Consider the following 17,555-nt stretch of genomic DNA (forward strand, 5'->3'; position numbering starts at 1 on the left):
CTGCCCATTGCCGGCAACAGATTGGAAGGCACGACCATGGCGGGACCCGTCCTGGAAATGCGCTCGATCGTCAAGACCTTTCCCGGTGTCAAAGCGCTCTCGGACGTCACACTGACCGTCCAGCAGGGCGAGGTCCACGCCATCTGCGGTGAGAACGGCGCCGGAAAGTCGACCTTGATGAAGGTGCTCTCCGGCGTCCACCCACACGGCACCTACGAGGGCGAGATCCTCTTCGACGGAGAGATCTGCCAGTTCAAGGACATCCGGGCGTCCGAGGCGCACGGCATCGTGATCATCCACCAGGAGCTCGCGCTGGTGCCGTACCTCTCCCTCGCGGAGAACATCTTCCTCGGCAACGAGCACGCCACCCGCGGGCTCATCAACTGGCACGACACCCTGAAGCACGCCAGTGAGCTGCTGCGCCGGGTCGGTCTGAGCGACCACCCGGAGACCCGCGTCGCCGACATCGGCGTGGGCAAGCAGCAGCTGGTGGAGATCGCCAAGGCACTGTCGAAGAAGGTGAAGCTGCTCATCCTCGACGAGCCGACCGCGGCTCTGAACGACGAGGACAGCGGCAAGCTCCTGGATCTGATCCTGGAGCTGAAGAAGCAGGGCATCACCTCGATCATCATCTCCCACAAGCTCAACGAGATCCGCAAGGTCGCCGACTCGGTGACGATCATCCGGGACGGGCAGTCCATCGAGACCCTCGATGTGAAGGCGCCGGAGACCACCGAGGACCGGATCATCTCCGGCATGGTCGGCCGTGACCTCGACCACCGCTTCCCCGAGCGCACCGCGTACGAGGGCGAGGTGGACGCGGCCCCGGCCCTGGAGATCCGCAACTGGACCGTGCACCACCCGATCGACCAGACGCGCAAGGTGGTCGACGACGTGTCGATCAACGTCAAGCGCGGGGAGATCGTCGGGATCGCGGGCCTGATGGGCGCGGGCCGCACCGAACTCGCGATGAGCGTCTTCGGGCGGACCTACGGCCGGCACGCGGGCGGCCAGGTCTTCAAGGACGGCCGGGAGATCAGCACCCGGCACGTCTCCGACGCGGTCAAGCAGGGCATCGCGTACGTCACCGAGGACCGCAAGCACTACGGCCTCAACCTCATCGACACCATCAACCGCAACATCTCGCTCAGCGCGCTGGGCAAGGTGTCCAAGCGCGGGATCGTCGACGAGCAGGCGGAGCGGCGGGTCTCCGAGGGCTTCCGCAAGTCCATGAACATCAAGGCACCCACCGTCTCCGAGCCGGTGGGCAAGCTGTCCGGCGGCAACCAGCAGAAGGTCGTCCTCAGCAAGTGGATCTTCGCGGGTCCCGAGGTGCTGATCCTGGACGAGCCGACCCGCGGTATCGACGTCGGTGCCAAGTACGAGATCTACACGGTCATCGACCAGCTGGCCGCCCAGGGCAAGGCGGTCGTCTTCATCTCCTCCGAGCTGCCCGAACTGCTCGGCATGTGCGACCGCATCTACACCATGGCCGCCGGTCGGCTCACGGGTGAGGTCCCGCGGGCCGAGGCCACGCAGGAAGTGCTGATGCGCCAGATGACGAAGGACAAAGAGGTAACGCGATGAGCACGGATGTGACCGCCAAGTCCCCGGCCCCGGCGCCCGGGAAGAGCGGCGGCTCGGCCAACGGAGCGAATCTGCTCCAGCTGATGCTGGACGGAATGCGCCGCAACATGCGCCAGTACGGCATGCTGCTCGCCCTCGGTCTGATCGTCGCCCTCTTCGCGGTGTGGACCGACGGCGACCTGCTGCTGCCGCGCAACGTCTCCAACCTGGTCCTCCAGAACAGCTATGTGCTGATCCTCGCGATCGGCATGATGATGGTGATCATCGCCGGCCACATCGACCTGTCGGTCGGTTCGGTGACGGCGTTCGTCGGGGCGTTCGCGGCCGTACTGACCGTGCAGCACGACGTGTCATGGCCGGTGGCCGTGGTGCTGTGTCTGCTGGTGGGCGCCGTGGCGGGCGCGGTGCAAGGGTTCTTCATCGCGTATCTCGGCATACCGTCGTTCATCGTCACGTTGGCGGGCATGCTGATCTTCCGCGGTATGACGGAGATCCTGCTGGAGGGCCAGACCCTCGGCCCGTTCCCGGACGGACTCCAGAAGATCGGCAACGGCTTCCTGCCCGAGACCGGCCCGAACACCAACTACCACAACATCACGCTGCTGCTCGGTCTGGCCCTGATCGTCTTCGCGGTCGTCCAGGAGGTCCGTGACCGCAAGCGGCAGAAGGAGTTCTCGCTGGACGTCGTGCCGCGGAACCTCTTCCTGCTCAAGCTGGTCTTCATCGTCGCCGCGATCCTCGTCGTGACCATGCTGCTCGCCAGCTACAAGGGTGCCCCGATCGTCCTGCTGATCCTGGGTGTGCTGGTGGTCGGCTACGGCTACGTCATGCGCAACGCGGTCTTCGGCCGGCACATCTACGCGATCGGCGGCAACCTGCCGGCGGCGAAGCTGTCCGGCGTCAAGGACAAGAAGGTCGTCTTCCTTGTCTTCCTGAACATGGGCGCGCTCGCGGCCCTGGCGGGTCTGGCGATCGCCGCCCGACTGAACGCGGCGTCCCCGAAGGCGGGCCTGAACTACGAACTCGAGGCGATCGCTTCGGCGTTCATCGGTGGCGCGTCCATGAGCGGTGGTGTCGGCACCATCCTCGGCGCGATCATCGGCGGTCTCGTCCTCGGCGTGCTGAACAACGGCATGAACCTCCTGAGCGTCGGCTCCGACTGGCAGCAGGTCATCAAGGGCCTGGCCCTGCTCGCGGCCGTCGGGTTCGACGTGTGGAACAAGCGCAAGTCCGGTTCGTAACAAGCGAGGGCCCCGCCGGACGGCGGGGCCCCACCCTTATACGGGAGCCGCACATGGAACTGAACAGACGCACGGTCATCGCGGGAGCGGCAGCGGCGGGCGTCGCCGCCACCACGCTCGGCGGCACGGCACACGCCACGGGAGGCAGGAAGCCGGTGAAGACGCTCTTCGGCAAGCTCGCCGACGGCACCAAGGTCTACAGCTGGGCGCTGGAGAACGGCGGCACCCGCATGAAGGTCCTCTCCTGGGGCGGCGTCGTCCAGTCCCTGGAGATCCCGGACCGGCACGGCCGCTACGCCAACGTCTCCCTCGGCTTCGACAACATCGAGGACTACGTCGCCAAGACCCCGTACTTCGGCGCGCTGATCGGCCGCTACGGCAACCGCATCGCCAAGGGTCAGTTCACCCTGGACGGCAAGAAGTACCAGCTGTCCGTCAACGACGGCGAGAACAGCCTGCACGGTGGCACGCAGGGCTTCGACAAGCGCGTGTGGGACGTCGAGCCGTTCACCAAGGGCTCCGACGTCGGCCTGTACCTGTACTACACGTCCGTCGACGGGGAGATGGGCTACCCGGGCACGCTCAAGGTGAAGGTGACGTACACCCTCACCAAGCACGGCGACTGGCGCATCGACTACGAGGCCACCACCGACAAGGCCACCGTCGTCAACCTGACCAGCCACGTCTACTGGAACCTCGGCGGCGAGGGCACCGGCACGATCGAGGACCACGAGCTGAAGATCGCCGCCTCCCGCTACACGCCCACCGACTCGGGTCTGATCCCGACCGGTGAGCTCGCGAAGGTCGCCGGCACCCCGTTCGACTTCCGCAAGGCCAAGGCGATCGGCCGGGACATCCGCACTGGTCACACGCAGCTGGTCACGGCCAAGGGCTTCGACCACAACTGGGTCCTCGACAAGGGCATCACGGCCAAGCCCGAGCACGTCGCCTCGCTCCGGGACCCGTCCTCCGGCCGCACCATGAAGATCGCCACCAACGAGCCCGGTCTCCAGTTCTACTCGGGCAACTTCCTCGACGGCACGCTGGTCGGCCCGTCCGACCGGATCTACCGTCAGGGCGACGCGCTCTGCCTGGAGACGCAGCACTTCCCGGACTCGCCGAACCACCCGTCGTTCCCCTCGACCGTGCTGCGGCCGGGGCAGACATACCGGACGACAACCGTGCATTCCTTCCACGCGTGACAGTTCTTCACAGGTGACTCACACGTTCTCTCCGTTTGCTCAACGGTTGAACAGCGTCACCGCAGTCTCCGTATGTACGGGTGGCCCGCGCTCCCCCGCGCGGGCCACCCAATGACGACGGGCCCGGTCGTCCCCGCCGGGCCCGCCCCATACGGAGGCTCCCTTGGCTGACAACGTCACCTCGCTGTTCCGCAGCACCGCGGCGCACAGCCCGTCGATGGCGGCGCTGACGCGGGAGGGCGGCGAAGGGGCCGGTCCGGTCGACTTCTGCATTCCCTGCAACCCCTACTTCCCCACGCCTGCCATGTTCGACGACATGTCGGCGCGGTTGCGGGACATCATCACGTACTACCCGAGCAGCGCCGACACCATCACGGCCGAGCTGTGCAGCCTGCTCCAACTCCCCCCGCAGTGCGTCGCGATGGGCAACGGCTCGACCGAGCTGATCACCTGGATCGACCATCTGCTGGTGCGCGAGTCCCTCGCCATCCCCGTCCCCACCTTCGGCCGCTGGACCGACCAGCCCATGGAGACCGGCAAGCGGGTCGACATGTTCCCGCTCCAGGAGTCCAGCGGCTTCGCCCTGGACCTCGCCCAGTACGCCGAGTTCATCCGCGCCCGCAACACCCGGGTGGCCGTCATCTGCAACCCGAACAACCCCGACGGCGGCTTCCTGCACAAGCACGCCATCGTGCAGTTCATGGACGCGATGGCCGACCTCGATCTGATCGTCATCGACGAGTCGTTCCTGGAGTTCGCGGACGCCGAGGCCGAACCCAGCGTGGTCCAGGAGGCGATGCTGCGGCCCAACGTCATCGTGCTGCGCAGCCTCGGCAAGAACTTCGGCCTGCACGGCATCCGCTTCGGCTACATGGTCGCCAACCCCGCGCTGGCCGGCCGGGTCCGCTCGATGCTGCCCAAGTGGAACCTCAACGCCTTCGCCGAGTACGTCGTGTTCATCCTCAAGGAGCACGGCGCCGAGTACGCGCAGAGCCTTCGCCAGGTGTACCGGGACCGCCTGGACATGGCGAGCCAGCTCTCCGCGCTGCCCGGACTGACCGTCTATCCCTCCCAGGGCAACTTCCTCTTCGTGCGCCTGCCCGTCGGCGCCGAAGGCACGGTGGTCCGGGACCGGCTGCTCACCGAGCACCGGATCCTGGTCCGCGAATGCGGCAACAAGATCGGTTCGTCCAGCCGCTTCCTGAGGCTCGTGGTGCGCCCCCAGGTGGACGTGCGTCGCCTGGTGTCCGGCCTGGAACAGGTGCTCTACGGGACCAGGAGGGGAGCCGCCGTGCCCGAGCTGGCTACCGGGACCAGCTACAGCTCGGGTACGGCGGCCGTGGACCGCCTGGTCAGCTCCACGAACGGGGCCGGCATGCAGGGGCTGGCCGCGCAGGCCATGGCCGTTGGCGCCGGTCAGCCCATGCCTGCGGCGGCTCAGATGGCCCAGATGGCTCAGATGGTCCAGGGGCAGACGGGCGGTGCGGGGGTTCCCATGCCGGCCATGGCCCCGCCGGCGCCTGCGCCCCCGGCTCCGGCGCCTGTGCCTGCGCCTCAGCCGGTCAGCTTCCCGACGCCGGCGCCTGCGCCTCCCGCTCCCGCGCCCATGCCCACGCCGGTGCCCGCCGCTGCCGCCGCGGGTGGTCCCGGGCCGATGGGTGGGCCCACCCCGCCCGGGGTGCCGGCACGAGGTGGACTCACCGCCGCGCAGGTCCGGGGGATGACCGGACCGGCGGCGGCCCAGGACCTCACGGCCGCGCCTGCCACGGGGTGGCCCCATGCCCAGAGCTGGCCCAACGCGGCGGGTATGGGGCAGACCGGTTGAGGGGCGGGTGCGGGTAGACCGTGGCTGGTCGCGCAGTTCCCCGCGCCCCTGGGTGGGTGTGCCTGCACCGGGGTCAGCTGCCACTGTTGGCAGGTGTTGCCAACAGTGGCGCTTGAACACGGCGTCAGGGCTCCCACCTCAGGGGCGCGGGGAACTGCGCGACCAGCCACAGCGCACCGGCAGTCGCACACACCCCGCACCCCTACGGCGCGAAGGCGAACCCGCACTACACCGGGTTCAGCCTCCACTGTTGGCAGTTGTTGCCCAGCCAGGACCACTGCCTGACATCCGCCGCGTCCCCCGTAGAACAGTTCGCTACGTCGGCCACCTTGCCCGTGGCCTGGTTGGTGATGCGGACGTAACCCCCGTCCGTGGCGATGAACCGGAACTTCTGGCAGGTGTTGTCGAGCCAGGCCCACTGGCGCAGATCCGCACCGTCGGCGGTGGAGCAGTCGGCGGTGTCTAGGACCTTGCCGGTGGCGACGTTGACGAGGCGGCTGGTGTCGTCGCCGCGGTCGTCGATGCGCCAGCGCTGGTTGGTGCCGCCGTTGCAGGCGTACTGCTGGACGTTGGCACCGTCGGCCGTGGAACCGCCCGCCACCTCAAGGCACTTGCCGCTGTTGCGGTTGGTGACCGTGTAGGTGGTGGAGGTGGCCGAGGGTTCGCCCGCGGGGCCGTTCTGGGAGGCACCCAGAGCGACCGGCGTGCCGAAGTTGGGCGTGCCGTCGGAGTTCCAGGTGAACTTCTGGGCGCGGGTGGTGCGCCCGTTGTCGCAGCCGTCGGAGGCGGAGTCGTTGGCGTGGTAGACGATCCAGTTCTCCGAGCCGTCGGGTGAGGTGAAGAAGCCGTTGTGGCCGGGGCCGTAGACGCCGGCGGAGTCGTTGCGCTGGAAGACCGGCGTGGACTTCTTGGTCCAGGAGGACGCGGAGAGCGGGTCGGAGCCGGTGAGGGTCAGCTGCCCGAGTTTGTAGTCGGGGGTCCAGCACCCGCTGGCGGAGTAGATCAGGAAGGTCCGCCCGCCCCGTTGGAGGATCTGCGGGCCCTCGTTGACCGTACCGCCGGAGGTCTCCCAGGAGTTGGTGGCGCGGGAGATGGTGGAGAAGCCGGTGGCGAGAGTGTACGGGTTGGACATCCGGGCGGCCACGAGGTTCTGCGTGCCGTTGGTGATGGCGCTGCCGAACAGGTACAGCTGTCCGTTGATGGTGCCGACCGAAGGGTCCAGCATCCAGGCGGAGTTGAGCTGTGACCGGTAGGTGTACGGCCCCATGGGGTCGGAGCCGGCGCTCTCCAGGACGTGGGAGCGCTGGGTGGGGTTGTAGTCGGAGACGTTCTGCCCGGCCACGTAGTACAGGTACCAGCGGCCGTTGAGGAAGTGGATCTCCGGCGCCCAGATGTTGCAGCAGCGCGAGGCCGCGTCCCCGGTCCACACCTGCACGCTCGGCGCGGTGGCGAGACCGGCGAGGGTGGCGGACTTGCGCATGGTGATGACGTTCGTCCAACTCGTCGTCACCAGGTAGTAGTTGCCGTTGTGGTACGAGATCCAGGGGTCGGCGCCCTTCTGCGCCTTGATCGGGTTGGCGAAGGAGGCCGCGCTCGCGGAGGACTGCCCGAACGACAGGGCGATGATCAGCGCGGCCAGCAGGGTCAGTAGGCGACGGGCCATCCGCTGCTCCAGTTCAGGAGGTTGATGCCGAGCTTGGGCGTGCCGTTGTCGTTGCCGTCGTAGTAGTGGTAGACGATCAGGTCGCCGTCGGAGTCGTTCATGATCGACTGGCCGCCGGGGCCGATGACGCTGCCGTGGGACTCCAGGACCGGGGTGCCGCCGTTGTTCATCATCGAGACGCCGTTCTTGTCGACGTACGGCCCGGTGACGCTGGTGGCGCGGCCGACCTTGACCTTGTACGTCGAACTCGTGCCGGCGCAGCAGGTGTCGTAGGACGCGAACAGGTAGTAGTAGCTGCCCCGCTTGACGATGTACGGCGCCTCGACGGCCTTGGTGCCGGTCGGGCGGGAGGCGAGCGAGTAGCGGGTGGTGTTCGTGGACAGCTGCTTGCCGGTGGACGGGTTGATCTGGATCATCTTCAGGCCGGTCCACCAACTGCCGAAGGACAGCCACCACTTGCCGTCGGAGTCGACGAACAGGTTGGGGTCGATGGCGTTGAAGTCGCTGGAGGAGCCGGACGAGTAGACGATGCCCTGGTCGCTCCAGCTGCCCGGCTGGCCCGTGGTGGAGGTGGCCAGTCCGATGGCCGAGGTGTTCGAGCCGAACTTCGAGACGGAGTAGTACAGCAGGTACTTGCCGCCGTGGAAGGAGATGTCGGGCGCCCAGGCCTCCGGCACGGAGGAGTAGGTGCTCCACCAGCCGGGCCGGGAGGAGAAGGCGTCGGCTCCGGCGCTGAAGGCGGTGCGGTCGGAGGACCGCTTGTTGGCGATGCCGCCGCCGGTGGCGTACAGCAGGTACTGGCCCGACGAGGTGCGGATCATCGTCGGGTCGTGGACGACCGTAGAGCCGGTGACCCGGCCGGGGTTGGGGTACGCCTGCGCGGTGCCCGGTATCAGGGCGAGCAGGACGGCTGCGGGGAGGGCGAGGAGTGCGGTTCTGCGGCTCACACTGACGCTCCTTGCGGTGGGGGGAGAGACGATTCGTTCGACATATCGATCGCCGATCAGAGCTTCGGACGGACCGTAGAATCGAACCCCTTGCGCGTCAATGGTTCGCACACGCCTCGGTCGTTGCCGATACCCGGCTACGGCGGTGCCGGCAGCGTGAACCAGACCGTCTTGCCGTCCTCGGCGGGCCGGGTGCCCCAGGAGGCGGCGAGGGTGTCGAGGAGTTCGAGGCCGCGGCCCGACTCGTCCGCGCTCCCGGCGTGTCGCCGCCGCGGCCGTCCGGGGCCGCGGTCGGTGACCTCGACGGTGAGCTCACCCTCGGTCAGGGACAGCCGCAGCCGGATCGGCCCCTCCCCGTGCTGGACCGCGTTGGTGAGCACCTCCGAGGCCAGCAGCCGGGCCTCGTCGGCGACACCGTCACGGTCCCGCTCGGCCAGGAACTCCCCGAGAACCGCGCGCCCCTCGGCCACCGATTCCGGTACGGCGGCCAGGTCCCGTTCGGTGACGGCCGGGGCCGGGGACTGGCGGACGACCACGCAGGCGCCGACCGGGCGCCCGTCGACGGCGGCCCGCAGCGGCCACAGGGTGAGGTCCACGTGGATGGCCCGCCCGGCGCTGGTGCTGCACCGGGTGGCGAAGTGCTCGATGCGCTCGCCGCGGCCCAGCCGGGCGAGCAGGTCGTCGATCTCGTCCCGGCGCTCGGGCGGGGCGAGCATGGAGACGTGCGCGCCGATCGCCTCCTTGGGGAGGTAGCCGTACAGGCGTTGCGCGGCGGCGTTCCAGTAGGTGATGCGCCCGTCCAGGGTCTTGGCGAGGACGGCCACCGGGCTGCGCTCGGCGAGATCGGCCACCTCCCTGACCCGCGCGTGGGCCGCCGCGCGGTCGGCGGCGGGGGTGCGGTCGGAGGGGGCGGCGATCTCCATGGGACGGCTCGGCTCCGGGGCAGAAGCCAGGGCCAGGGCCGGGTCGTCGGCGAACGCCTGCCCGGCGTGTCGCGACACCCGCCGACAGCGGTCGGGAAGCGCCTGCCCGGGTCGGTCCGCCTCCCGCGCGGACGGCGGTTCCCGGGGGGCCGGCACGGTCGCCCGGCACCGGGCCGGTGAGCACAACGCGGCCTCCAGGGCGGCCCGCCGCGACGCCACACCCAGGGTGAGCACGCAGCCCAGCAGCAGGCCGCACCAGCGGACGAGGAACACCGAGGTCAGGGCCGTACCGTCGAGGAGACCCGCGGCGAAGCCGGACGCGGCGGCGAAGCAGGCGACCAGCGCGGTCGCCCGTACGCCCAGGCGGGTGCAGGCCAGCAGCGGGGCGATCACCAGCAGCGCGACGATCTGGGGCCGGTCCCCCAGGAGCACGTCCAGGGCGGCGACGAACGGACAGACGCCCAGCGACGCGGACAGAAGACGGAACGCCACCTTCGGACGCACCGTCACGCAGACGGTCATGTAGCCGCTCCCCACTCCGTGACCGGGGCTCCGCGCGCCCCGGACGGTGTGGGGATCCTGACGCGGCCGGAGCGGTGGGCACCAGCTCTGCCCGCAATTCACCGGAAGGCACCGGAAGATGCGGGAAGGTGCCGAAAGTTGTCCGGAGCGTCGCCGCTACCGCACGCTCACGTCGCCCCCGGGCCGAAGTCCGCCTCCAGCCGCTCCCGCCAGCCCGCGTCCGCCAGTCCCGCCCCCACCAGCACGTCCCGCCAGTCCTGCTTGGCCAGCTGGACCGCGTCCAGAAGGCGGTCGACCTTGCCCTGCCCGCACACCAGCGTGGCGGCGGCGATGCGCTCCTTGTCCTCCCGGTCGCCCCGCTCGGTCAGGTGGTGCACGAGCTCGGTGAGGAGCTCCCCGACGATCTGGCCGTCCCGTCCGGGGAAGTCCTTGGCGATGCGCTTCTCGACGCGCACGGTGAGCCCCATCAGCACTCCTTTTCACCCATTCCGATACTTTTGTCGCACCACGGTACCCCGACAGGGGCGGCAGCCCGCCTCACCAACGACAGCCATCCCGGCAGGTCGACCTCGGCCCGTACGGTCTTGCCGGGCGGCGGTTCCCGGTCGACCACCTCCCACCGGTCGGCGAGCGCCTCGACCACGAGCAGCCCCCGCCCGTCCTCCGCGAGCGGCCCGGACGTCCCCACGACGCCCCGCGCGGCCGGACGCGCTCCCGTACGGGTGTCACTCACCTCGACCCGCACACTCCCGGCCACCAGCGCGAGCCGCAGCTCGAAGTCCCGCCCCGGAACCCGCCCGTGCGTCACCGCGTTCGCGGCCAGCTCGGCGACGATCCCGGCGACCGCGTCAGCCGGCTCACTGCCGTGCGGCACGCCCCACGCGTCGAGCTGGGCCAGCGCGAGGTGCCTGGCCAGGCGGGCGCCCCGGGGTGTCGAGCGGAGGCGCTGGGTGAACATACGTACTGTGACGGTGCCTTGGGAGGGCGGTGGTGCGGTCATGCGCCCAATCTGGCGGGCCTCGGGCCCACTTCACCAGGTCCTCGCCGCGTACGCTGCGGCAGCGTACGCGGTGACGGGGTGGACAGTACCGGTCACTGGCCGTGACCATGTGCGCGGGAGGTGATCGGCGGTGGTCGATGCAGCGGTGGGTGTGGGTGCGGGTGGTGGGGGCGAGCCGGAGTCGTCCGACAGCCTGCGGACGTTCGGGGCGGTCGTCCAGGCGTTGCGTGAGCATGCGGGGTTGAGCCGGGAGGAGTTCGCGGATCTCGTACGGTTCTCCAAACACACGGTGGCGTCCGTGGAGTTGGGGAGGCGGATGCCGGACCCGGCGCTCGTGGAGCGGGCGGAGGGGGTTCTTGGGAACACGGGTGCGCTAAGGAGGGCGGCGGGGCATTTGGCTCGGCAGCCGGGGTTGGCGGCTTGGTTTCGGCAGTGGGCGCGGTTGGAGGCGGTGGCGATCACCCTGGACACGTACGAGTGCCGGGTGGTGCCGGGTCTGTTGCAGACGGAGGCCTACGCACGGGCGGTGTCGCTCAGCGTGCCGCCGGTGCCGGACGAGGCGGAACTGAACGAGCGGGTCGCTGCGCGGCTCGCCAGGCATGAACTGTTGTCGACGCGGCGGACACCGCCCTGCGCGTTCAGCTTCATCTTCGAACAGGCGCTGCTGGAGCGGCACACCGGCGGTGAGGAGATCACGCGGGAACTGCTCGACCATCTGCTGGCGGTGATCGACCGGCACTGGAACGTCACGGTCCAGATCATGCCCCTGCGCCAGCCGGATCACCCTGGACTGGACGGGCCGTTGCAGCTGTTGGAGACGCCAGAGAACCAGTGGTTCGCCTACTCGGAGGGGCAGAAGAACGGACGTCTCATCTGGGACCGGAAAGAGATCAGCGTTCTGAGCCGGCGGTATGGAAAACTGCGCACGCAGGCTCTCACTCCAGCAGACTCGAAGAGCCTGCTGGAGCAGATGCGAGGAGCGCTATGAGCATGTCGGAGCTGGCCTGGTTCAAGAGCAGCTACAGCAGCGGCAGCGAGGGTGACTGCGTCGAGGTCGCCCTCACCCCCGCGACGGTCCACGTCCGTGACTCCAAGGACCGGGAGGGGGCACGGCTTGCTGTCTCTGCGGTGGCCTGGACCGAGTTCATGAACGCGGGTCGCGAAGGTCGGTGAGCCGATCACCGAACTCCTCCGCTCCGACGATACGCAGTCCGACTCCTCCGGGACCGTGGAGCGTGACGCGCAGACCGGGAAGGTCGAGTAGCGGGGTCAGATCAAGCGTTTCCCTGCCCTGGCGTGACACAAGGCAGACCAGGGCCAGTGACTTCAGACCTGGGAAAACGCGGCGCACCTGCGCGATATCCGTTGTGTCCGGCACGTAGGGGAAATCGAGGCTTCGAATGCGCGGGAGCGGTTCGCAACGAGCCAGGGATGGCATGGTCGCTTCGTAGATATCCAGTTCTTCAAGCCCGGTCCACTCGCCCAGAGGTGCGAACCATCGCAAACCACCATCCGCGATCTTCAGGCTGGACACACCTGGAAGCGGAGGGAGAGCTGACCAGCCGTCGAGGGGCGTTCCCACGAGTTCAAGAGAGCGCAGCTCGGGCAACCCCTCCAGGGCCCGGAGTCGCTCACACGTCAGTGACTCTGCGCATATGTTCAGGGCCATCAGTTCCGTGCGCGTCTTGAGGAAGTCGAGGCTTGCGAGGTCTCCGTTGGAGCTGAGCTGAAGTTTCCTGACGCCGTGCGTCGGCAGGTAGGCGTCCAGATCCTCAGCGGAATACGAGCCGGTGATCTCAAGCTCGGACACGCAGTCGAGACTGCGCAGATGAACCAGCTGTGATCGTGTGTTGACGTACACGTACGGAAGGTCGATCCCGTACAGCACCTCCCGCGCATACTCCTCGATGGGCTGCCTACTCCAACCGTCCGCGGGCAGTTCCCGACTCGCAGACGCGAAAGCCTTCAGCGCCCGCCTCGCTCGCGTGCTGCGAATCCGTACGAGGACACTCGCAGTGGCGAAGGATTCGTCCTCGTCCAACCCATCCGGCCCGGGCAGCAGATCCACCACCCAGTCCCCCAGCGCCGCCAATTCGTGCCATAGACCAGAACTCGCCGGCGGCACCATCGCCCTGACCCGTTCCCTCACACGTTCCATCAGCCCGGCGTCCAGCGACAGCACGCTCGTCGCGCACGCGGCGGCAAGGAGATGGAGGTACCTCCGCTCATCCCCACCCACTGCCTCGTCGCCGAACTCCACCAGTTTCTCGATGAGTTCGTGGGTGTCCTTGCGCGTGGCGTGTCCGACCGCCAGCACGATGACATCCCGCCAGACCTCGTCCCGCGCCCGCTCCAGAAGCTCCAGGATGTAGCCGCTCTCGTGGAACTCCTTGGCCGCCAGGAAGTCCTGGAAGGTGCGGTGGATGAACTGAATCGCGTCGTCGGTGTGTTCCTGGAGCAGGCCGCTGCGGTCGAGCAGGAACCGAAGGACCTCCTCGGGCGTCCCCTTGGCGGCGATCTGGGACATGTCCCGCATGGCCAGGCCGAGTTGCTGCATGGCCTGGGCGTGGGTCATCTGCTGCTGCCCCGTGCGCGCCAGCCAGATGGCAAGCCTCTGGAGCAGCGCGTGCTGCTCACCGGAGTCGAGGCTGAACGGGCTCGTGTCGCGGACGCCCCGTCCGGCGTCCCGGCCACCCAGGAGCATCGCGAGAGCCGCCTGGTACAGGGACCAACGAGTCGTGGGCAGCAGCCCACCCCGGCGGCGGTGCAGGGCACAGATCACGGCGCACAGCAACGGCGTACGGGCGAGGTCGCTCAGCGCGGTGTTGTCGGCCAGTTGGTGGATGAGCCCCTCTTCCAGGGTGCTCAGGTGCTGCCGTTCCTCGCCGCCCCGCCGGGTGTCGTAGAGCTGATCGCACTCCAGGCGCGCCGCGTCATGCCAGGCACCCACGAAGGCGCTTATGTCCTCGTCGCTCATGGGCAGCAGCGTCAGTTCCTCGAAGCCGTCCCGGGCCAGCCAGTCCTTCTCCACGGCGTTCGGACGGACCGTCGCCACGCACCGCGTGTGCGAGTAGCGATCGAGGAGGGCGGACAGCCACCGTCGGGCCTCCTCCCGTTCCCGCTCGGGGACCTCGTCCAGGCCGTCGACCAGGAGCAGCCCCCGGCCGGCTTCCAGTACACGGCGAACCCAGCCCTCAGGCGGCGCGTCACCGATGACCCGGCCGGCGGACAGCAGTTCCGACACCGCCGGGAAGCGCCCGCCACGCGCATGCACCTCGCGCAGCGGGACGACGAAGGGCACGAGGCCGTTGAGTTCGGCGAGGTCCGCGTCGAGCGTGCCGTTCGCTGCGTGGGCCGCCAGCCACCAGACGAGCGTGGTCTTCCCGGCACCGGCCTCTCCGCGCAGCAGCACACGCGGACGGCCGGTCAGCAGGGTGTCGATGCGCCGCCGGGTGGCGCTCTCCCGCGAACCGTCGGCCTCCAGGCTGAGGTAGGCGGTGTCGAGGTCCCAACTCGCCTCGCTCCGGCCCAGTTCATCGATACCGAAGATCTCGGTCTTGCGGTACTGGGAGCGCAGGTCGGCGGCGTACCGGATCTCGAACTGGTCGTCCTGCGGATGAACATCGGTGATCATCTCGCGCCGGTGGACACCCCAGCCGTCGTTCGCGGGGATGTCCAGCACGGGCTCGACCGAGACGGCCTCCACCCTCATGTGATGCCGCCCCTTCGGCACCTGGGTCACCACCCCGAGCAGCACCGCCCCCGCGAAGACCGGCGCCCCCGACAGCCCCAGGAACGGCGAGGTCCTGCCGTCCCGTTCGTCGGCGGCGGGCCGGTCCAGCTCGCAGACGAGCACGTCGCGCATGTGCCCGGCCATGGGCAGCACGGCCGCGCGGTACTGGTCGTACTCAAGGTCCTCGTGGCGCTCGCCGTAGCGCTGGATCTGGGGGAAGCCGACGATCTGGCAGTGTGCCAGCGGGGACCAGGTGGCGACCGTGCCGACCCGGAGGCTGCCCAGCGGCGCCGCGCGTCCGGCGCTGATCACGTCATCGGTGGCCTGGAGCAGCGCCACGTCGGACTCCCGGTCCGCCCACAGGACGGTACACATCACCGGAGCGTCGCCCGCCGGGTGGATCACCTCGACGGCATCGACCCCCTCGATGACGTGCCGCGCCGTCATCACCGTCCGCCGGTCGAGCAGCACCCCCGTCCCCTGACCTGCCCCCAGGACCACGACGACCCGGTCGAGAACCCGCCCCCCGATCACCGCTCCTCGCTACCCCGGCCCTGCCGCCCGAACCGCGCCACGCTCCCCATACTGTCGTTGCGCACCTTCCACGGCTCCCCCGTGCGCGCGTCCAGTGCTTTCAGGGTGACCGCGACCCGGTGGGTCCGAGTGCTCCCCCCAGAGCCCTCGGACCCGGCCTCCACCACCCACGCCTTGACCTTCACCCCGCCCTTGAGCTCCTTGCGGAGCTCGACGCTGAACTCCAGCTGGATGTCGCCCACTTCGAAGGCCACGTCCTGGCCGGACGAGCGCGCCGCCGCCGTGACCAGTTCGTCCCGTACGGCCTGGACGGCGTCGGCGAGCTCGATGCGGTGGTCGGTCACACGGTCCCCCTGGTTGCTCCGGCAGAGAGACAACCGTACCGGTGGCGGGTCAGGAGACCTTCGGGTTGTCGCTGAAGCTGGAGCGGGTGCAGGAGTCGGAGCCCGCGTCGTCCACGCAGGCGTACAGGCGGATGCCGGTGATGTTGTTGCTGGCCTCGAACTTGAGGTTCAGGTGCTTCACCGTGGAGCCGCAGCCACTGGAGTTGTAGCGCTTCGCCGTGTCGGTGCCGTCCGGGTTGAGCTTGGTGTAGACGCGCATCCTCGTGTACACGTCGTTGGCGTCGCAGGACGTGTCGTTGACGGTGTAGTCGATGTCCGTGAGCGAGTTCGCCGACCAGTCCCAGGTCGCCACCACGCTGACTCCCGTGCGGGTGACACTCGTGGCCGCCGCGTGTGCCGCACCCGCCGTGGTGATGATGAGCACGCCGCTGGTCGCCAGACCCAGAGCCGCGGTGGTGAGCCGCCTCTTGACGTTCATGGGTGATCCCTTCCCCCAAGTCGTGCACGGCCGGATGACCGTGCACGACCAGCATGGGGAGCGGACGCTCCACGGTGTACCTATAACTCTCCAGGGCACCGGGAGCCCCGGACTAGGACTCCGGGCACTCCTTCCAGGCCATGTGGTACGTCGTGCTGATGTTCCCGTCCGTCGAGTCCATCGTCATGAAGCTGACCTTGGAGGCCGACTGCGTGCCCGCGTTCACGCGGAGTTCGGTGTTGATGTTGAAGTTGCGCTGGACTCCGCAGGGCGCGTAGACGAGTTGGGCCCAGTCGGTCTCGTCGGTGGCCTGCCAGTTGTCGTTGAGGGCACCGGTGAAGTTGTGGTTCTTGTAGACCGTGCCGGAGGAACCCTGGAAGTAGTACGAGGCTCTCTGGACGGCGCTGGCGCCCGGCTGGAGGAGGGCGTAACCCCGGTAGTCCGCGCTGGCGATGGCGTACGTGAAGCCCTGCGGGACGTGGACGAGCAGGCTGAGCTGGCAGTTTCTGCGGGAGGCCGTGGGGTCGGAGGAGCCGCCGGCCTGGGCGAGGTAGTCGCTGTAGGTCACGGTGAAGGCGGTGTTGTCCTCGGAGACGGCGACCGCGGTGGTGCCCGCGGGGCAGCCGGAGCCGTTCACCGTGGCGACCTTGATGACGATCTTGTCCGGGGGCGGGTCCTCGAACCCGCCGGACGCGTTCTGTGCGTGCGCGGGCAGGGCGGTGGTGAGCAGCGCGGCGACCGCGCCGCTCAGCAGCAGAGCATGCTTCATGGGCTTTCCCCTTCTTCGGGGTGGTGGGGGGTGGAGACTCCACGAATGGAGATTCTGTGAACCTTCTGTGAAGGCGAGCGAACGCATCGTAGAGACGCCCGACATGACATGCACAGGTCGAACTCCGGCCATTCACCCCGGCCCGTTCACACCCCCGCGCAGCACAGACCGACTCATCCCGGATGAACGGGACGTGACCCCGGGGCGTCAATCTGCGTACGAAACGGCCATGCCCCTCAGGGGTTCTCCCACGCCGCCGGTTCGGCCGCCAGCCGCCGTACCGGATCGGGCAGGGCGCCGGAGGCGATGTCGGCGATGGTGACGCCCTCCAGGATCCGGCGCACATTGGCCCGCAGGGCGATCCACAGCGGCAGCAGCGGTTCGGCCGAGCCGGTGTAGGCGAGGCCGGTGGGGCGCTCGCCGCGCACCGACACGATGGGCCCGTCCACGGCCCTGATGACGTCCGCGACCGTGATCGCGTCGGCCTCGCGGGCCAGCCGGTAGCCACCGCCCCCACCGCGCCGGCTGTCGACGATTCCGCCGCGCCGCAGATCGCCGAGAATGCCCTCCAGGAACTTGTGCGGGATCCCCTGCGCGGCGGCGACGGTCTCCGCCTTCACCGGCCCGTCGTCCCGTCGTACGGCGAGCTCCAGCACCGCCCGTACCGCGTAGTCAGCCCGCGCCGAGATCCTCATATGACAATTGTGCGGTGTCGGACCGTACAGAATGACCCGACACGCACCCCGACACACACCCCGCACCCACACCGGCACCCCCACCGACACCG

General features: G+C 68.9%; 16 protein-coding genes. 6 read left to right on the plus strand and 10 right to left on the minus strand.

Annotation, left to right across the window (positions count from 1 at the left end; all coding sequences use genetic code 11):
- The first annotated feature begins 36 nt into the window (after positions 1-36).
- From mmsA to K4B79_RS15570, 4 genes are all read left to right on the plus strand, one after another.
- On the plus strand, positions 37-1,587 hold the full coding sequence (gene mmsA, locus K4B79_RS15555) for a multiple monosaccharide ABC transporter ATP-binding protein (protein ID WP_232027172.1): 1,551 nt from the start codon (positions 37-39) through the stop codon (positions 1,585-1,587).
- Positions 1,584-2,828 carry a multiple monosaccharide ABC transporter permease gene (gene mmsB, locus K4B79_RS15560; RefSeq protein ID WP_232027173.1) on the plus strand — a complete coding sequence of 415 codons (1,245 nt, stop codon included), beginning with the start codon at positions 1,584-1,586 and terminating at the stop codon, positions 2,826-2,828. The genes mmsA and mmsB overlap by 4 nt, the downstream gene beginning before the upstream one ends.
- A gap of 53 nt (positions 2,829-2,881) precedes the next feature.
- Positions 2,882-4,030 (plus strand): aldose epimerase family protein, encoded by a 1,149-nt coding sequence (locus tag K4B79_RS15565; protein ID WP_232027174.1) that lies wholly within the window; start codon positions 2,882-2,884, stop codon positions 4,028-4,030.
- Between the two features lie 163 nt (positions 4,031-4,193).
- The gene (locus tag K4B79_RS15570; protein WP_232027175.1) at positions 4,194-5,855 is read left to right on the plus strand and encodes a pyridoxal phosphate-dependent aminotransferase; all 1,662 of its coding nucleotides are present in this window, start codon (positions 4,194-4,196) and stop codon (positions 5,853-5,855) included.
- A gap of 226 nt (positions 5,856-6,081) precedes the next feature.
- Here the strand turns inward: K4B79_RS15570 and K4B79_RS15575 are convergent, their stop codons facing one another.
- The 5 genes from K4B79_RS15575 to K4B79_RS15595 all read right to left on the minus strand — a co-directional run bounded on the left by K4B79_RS15575 (position 6,082) and on the right by K4B79_RS15595 (position 10,910).
- Positions 6,082-7,518, minus strand: a complete 1,437-nt coding sequence (locus K4B79_RS15575; protein WP_232027176.1) for a family 43 glycosylhydrolase — start codon at positions 7,516-7,518, stop codon at positions 6,082-6,084.
- Positions 7,500-8,465 (minus strand): arabinan endo-1,5-alpha-L-arabinosidase, encoded by a 966-nt coding sequence (locus tag K4B79_RS15580; protein ID WP_232027177.1) that lies wholly within the window; start codon positions 8,463-8,465, stop codon positions 7,500-7,502. Before K4B79_RS15580 ends, K4B79_RS15575 begins: the two co-directional genes overlap by 19 nt.
- Positions 8,466-8,602: 137 nt before the next feature.
- Positions 8,603-9,910, minus strand: coding sequence for an ATP-binding protein (locus tag K4B79_RS15585; protein WP_232027178.1), 1,308 nt, complete (start codon positions 9,908-9,910; stop codon positions 8,603-8,605).
- Between the two features lie 167 nt (positions 9,911-10,077).
- On the minus strand, positions 10,078-10,377 hold the full coding sequence (locus tag K4B79_RS15590) for a hypothetical protein (RefSeq protein WP_232027179.1): 300 nt from the start codon (positions 10,375-10,377) through the stop codon (positions 10,078-10,080).
- The gene (locus K4B79_RS15595) at positions 10,377-10,910 is read right to left on the minus strand and encodes an ATP-binding protein (protein WP_232027180.1); all 534 of its coding nucleotides are present in this window, start codon (positions 10,908-10,910) and stop codon (positions 10,377-10,379) included. Before K4B79_RS15595 ends, K4B79_RS15590 begins: the two co-directional genes overlap by 1 nt.
- 130 nt (positions 10,911-11,040) lie before the next feature.
- Between K4B79_RS15595 and K4B79_RS15600 the strand changes: the two genes are divergently transcribed.
- Positions 11,041-11,898 (plus strand): helix-turn-helix domain-containing protein, encoded by an 858-nt coding sequence (locus tag K4B79_RS15600; RefSeq protein ID WP_232027181.1) that lies wholly within the window; start codon positions 11,041-11,043, stop codon positions 11,896-11,898.
- Complete coding sequence (locus K4B79_RS15605) at positions 11,895-12,083, plus strand: DUF397 domain-containing protein (protein WP_232027182.1); 189 nt, start codon at positions 11,895-11,897, stop codon at positions 12,081-12,083. The genes K4B79_RS15600 and K4B79_RS15605 overlap by 4 nt, the downstream gene beginning before the upstream one ends.
- Here the strand turns inward: K4B79_RS15605 and K4B79_RS15610 are convergent.
- The 5 genes from K4B79_RS15610 to K4B79_RS15630 form a co-directional block, all read right to left on the minus strand.
- On the minus strand, positions 12,055-15,177 hold the full coding sequence (locus K4B79_RS15610; protein WP_232027183.1) for an NACHT domain-containing protein: 3,123 nt from the start codon (positions 15,175-15,177) through the stop codon (positions 12,055-12,057). The genes K4B79_RS15605 and K4B79_RS15610 overlap by 29 nt on opposite strands.
- Complete coding sequence (locus K4B79_RS15615) at positions 15,174-15,521, minus strand: trypco2 family protein (RefSeq protein ID WP_232027184.1); 348 nt, start codon at positions 15,519-15,521, stop codon at positions 15,174-15,176. Before K4B79_RS15615 ends, K4B79_RS15610 begins: the two co-directional genes overlap by 4 nt.
- Before the next feature lie 49 nt (positions 15,522-15,570).
- Complete coding sequence (locus K4B79_RS15620) at positions 15,571-15,999, minus strand: hypothetical protein (RefSeq protein ID WP_232027185.1); 429 nt, start codon at positions 15,997-15,999, stop codon at positions 15,571-15,573.
- Between the two features lie 112 nt (positions 16,000-16,111).
- On the minus strand, positions 16,112-16,768 hold the full coding sequence (locus tag K4B79_RS15625; protein ID WP_232027186.1) for a DUF4360 domain-containing protein: 657 nt from the start codon (positions 16,766-16,768) through the stop codon (positions 16,112-16,114).
- Between the two features lie 236 nt (positions 16,769-17,004).
- Entirely contained in the window at positions 17,005-17,463 is a 459-nt protein-coding gene (locus K4B79_RS15630) for an RrF2 family transcriptional regulator (RefSeq protein WP_232027187.1), read from the minus strand.
- Between the last annotated feature and the right edge of the window lie 92 nt (positions 17,464-17,555).

Origin of the sequence: Streptomyces lincolnensis (assembly GCF_021173675.1) — a bacterium.
GTDB classification, from domain to species: Bacteria; Actinomycetota; Actinomycetes; order Streptomycetales; family Streptomycetaceae; genus Streptomyces; species Streptomyces lincolnensis_B.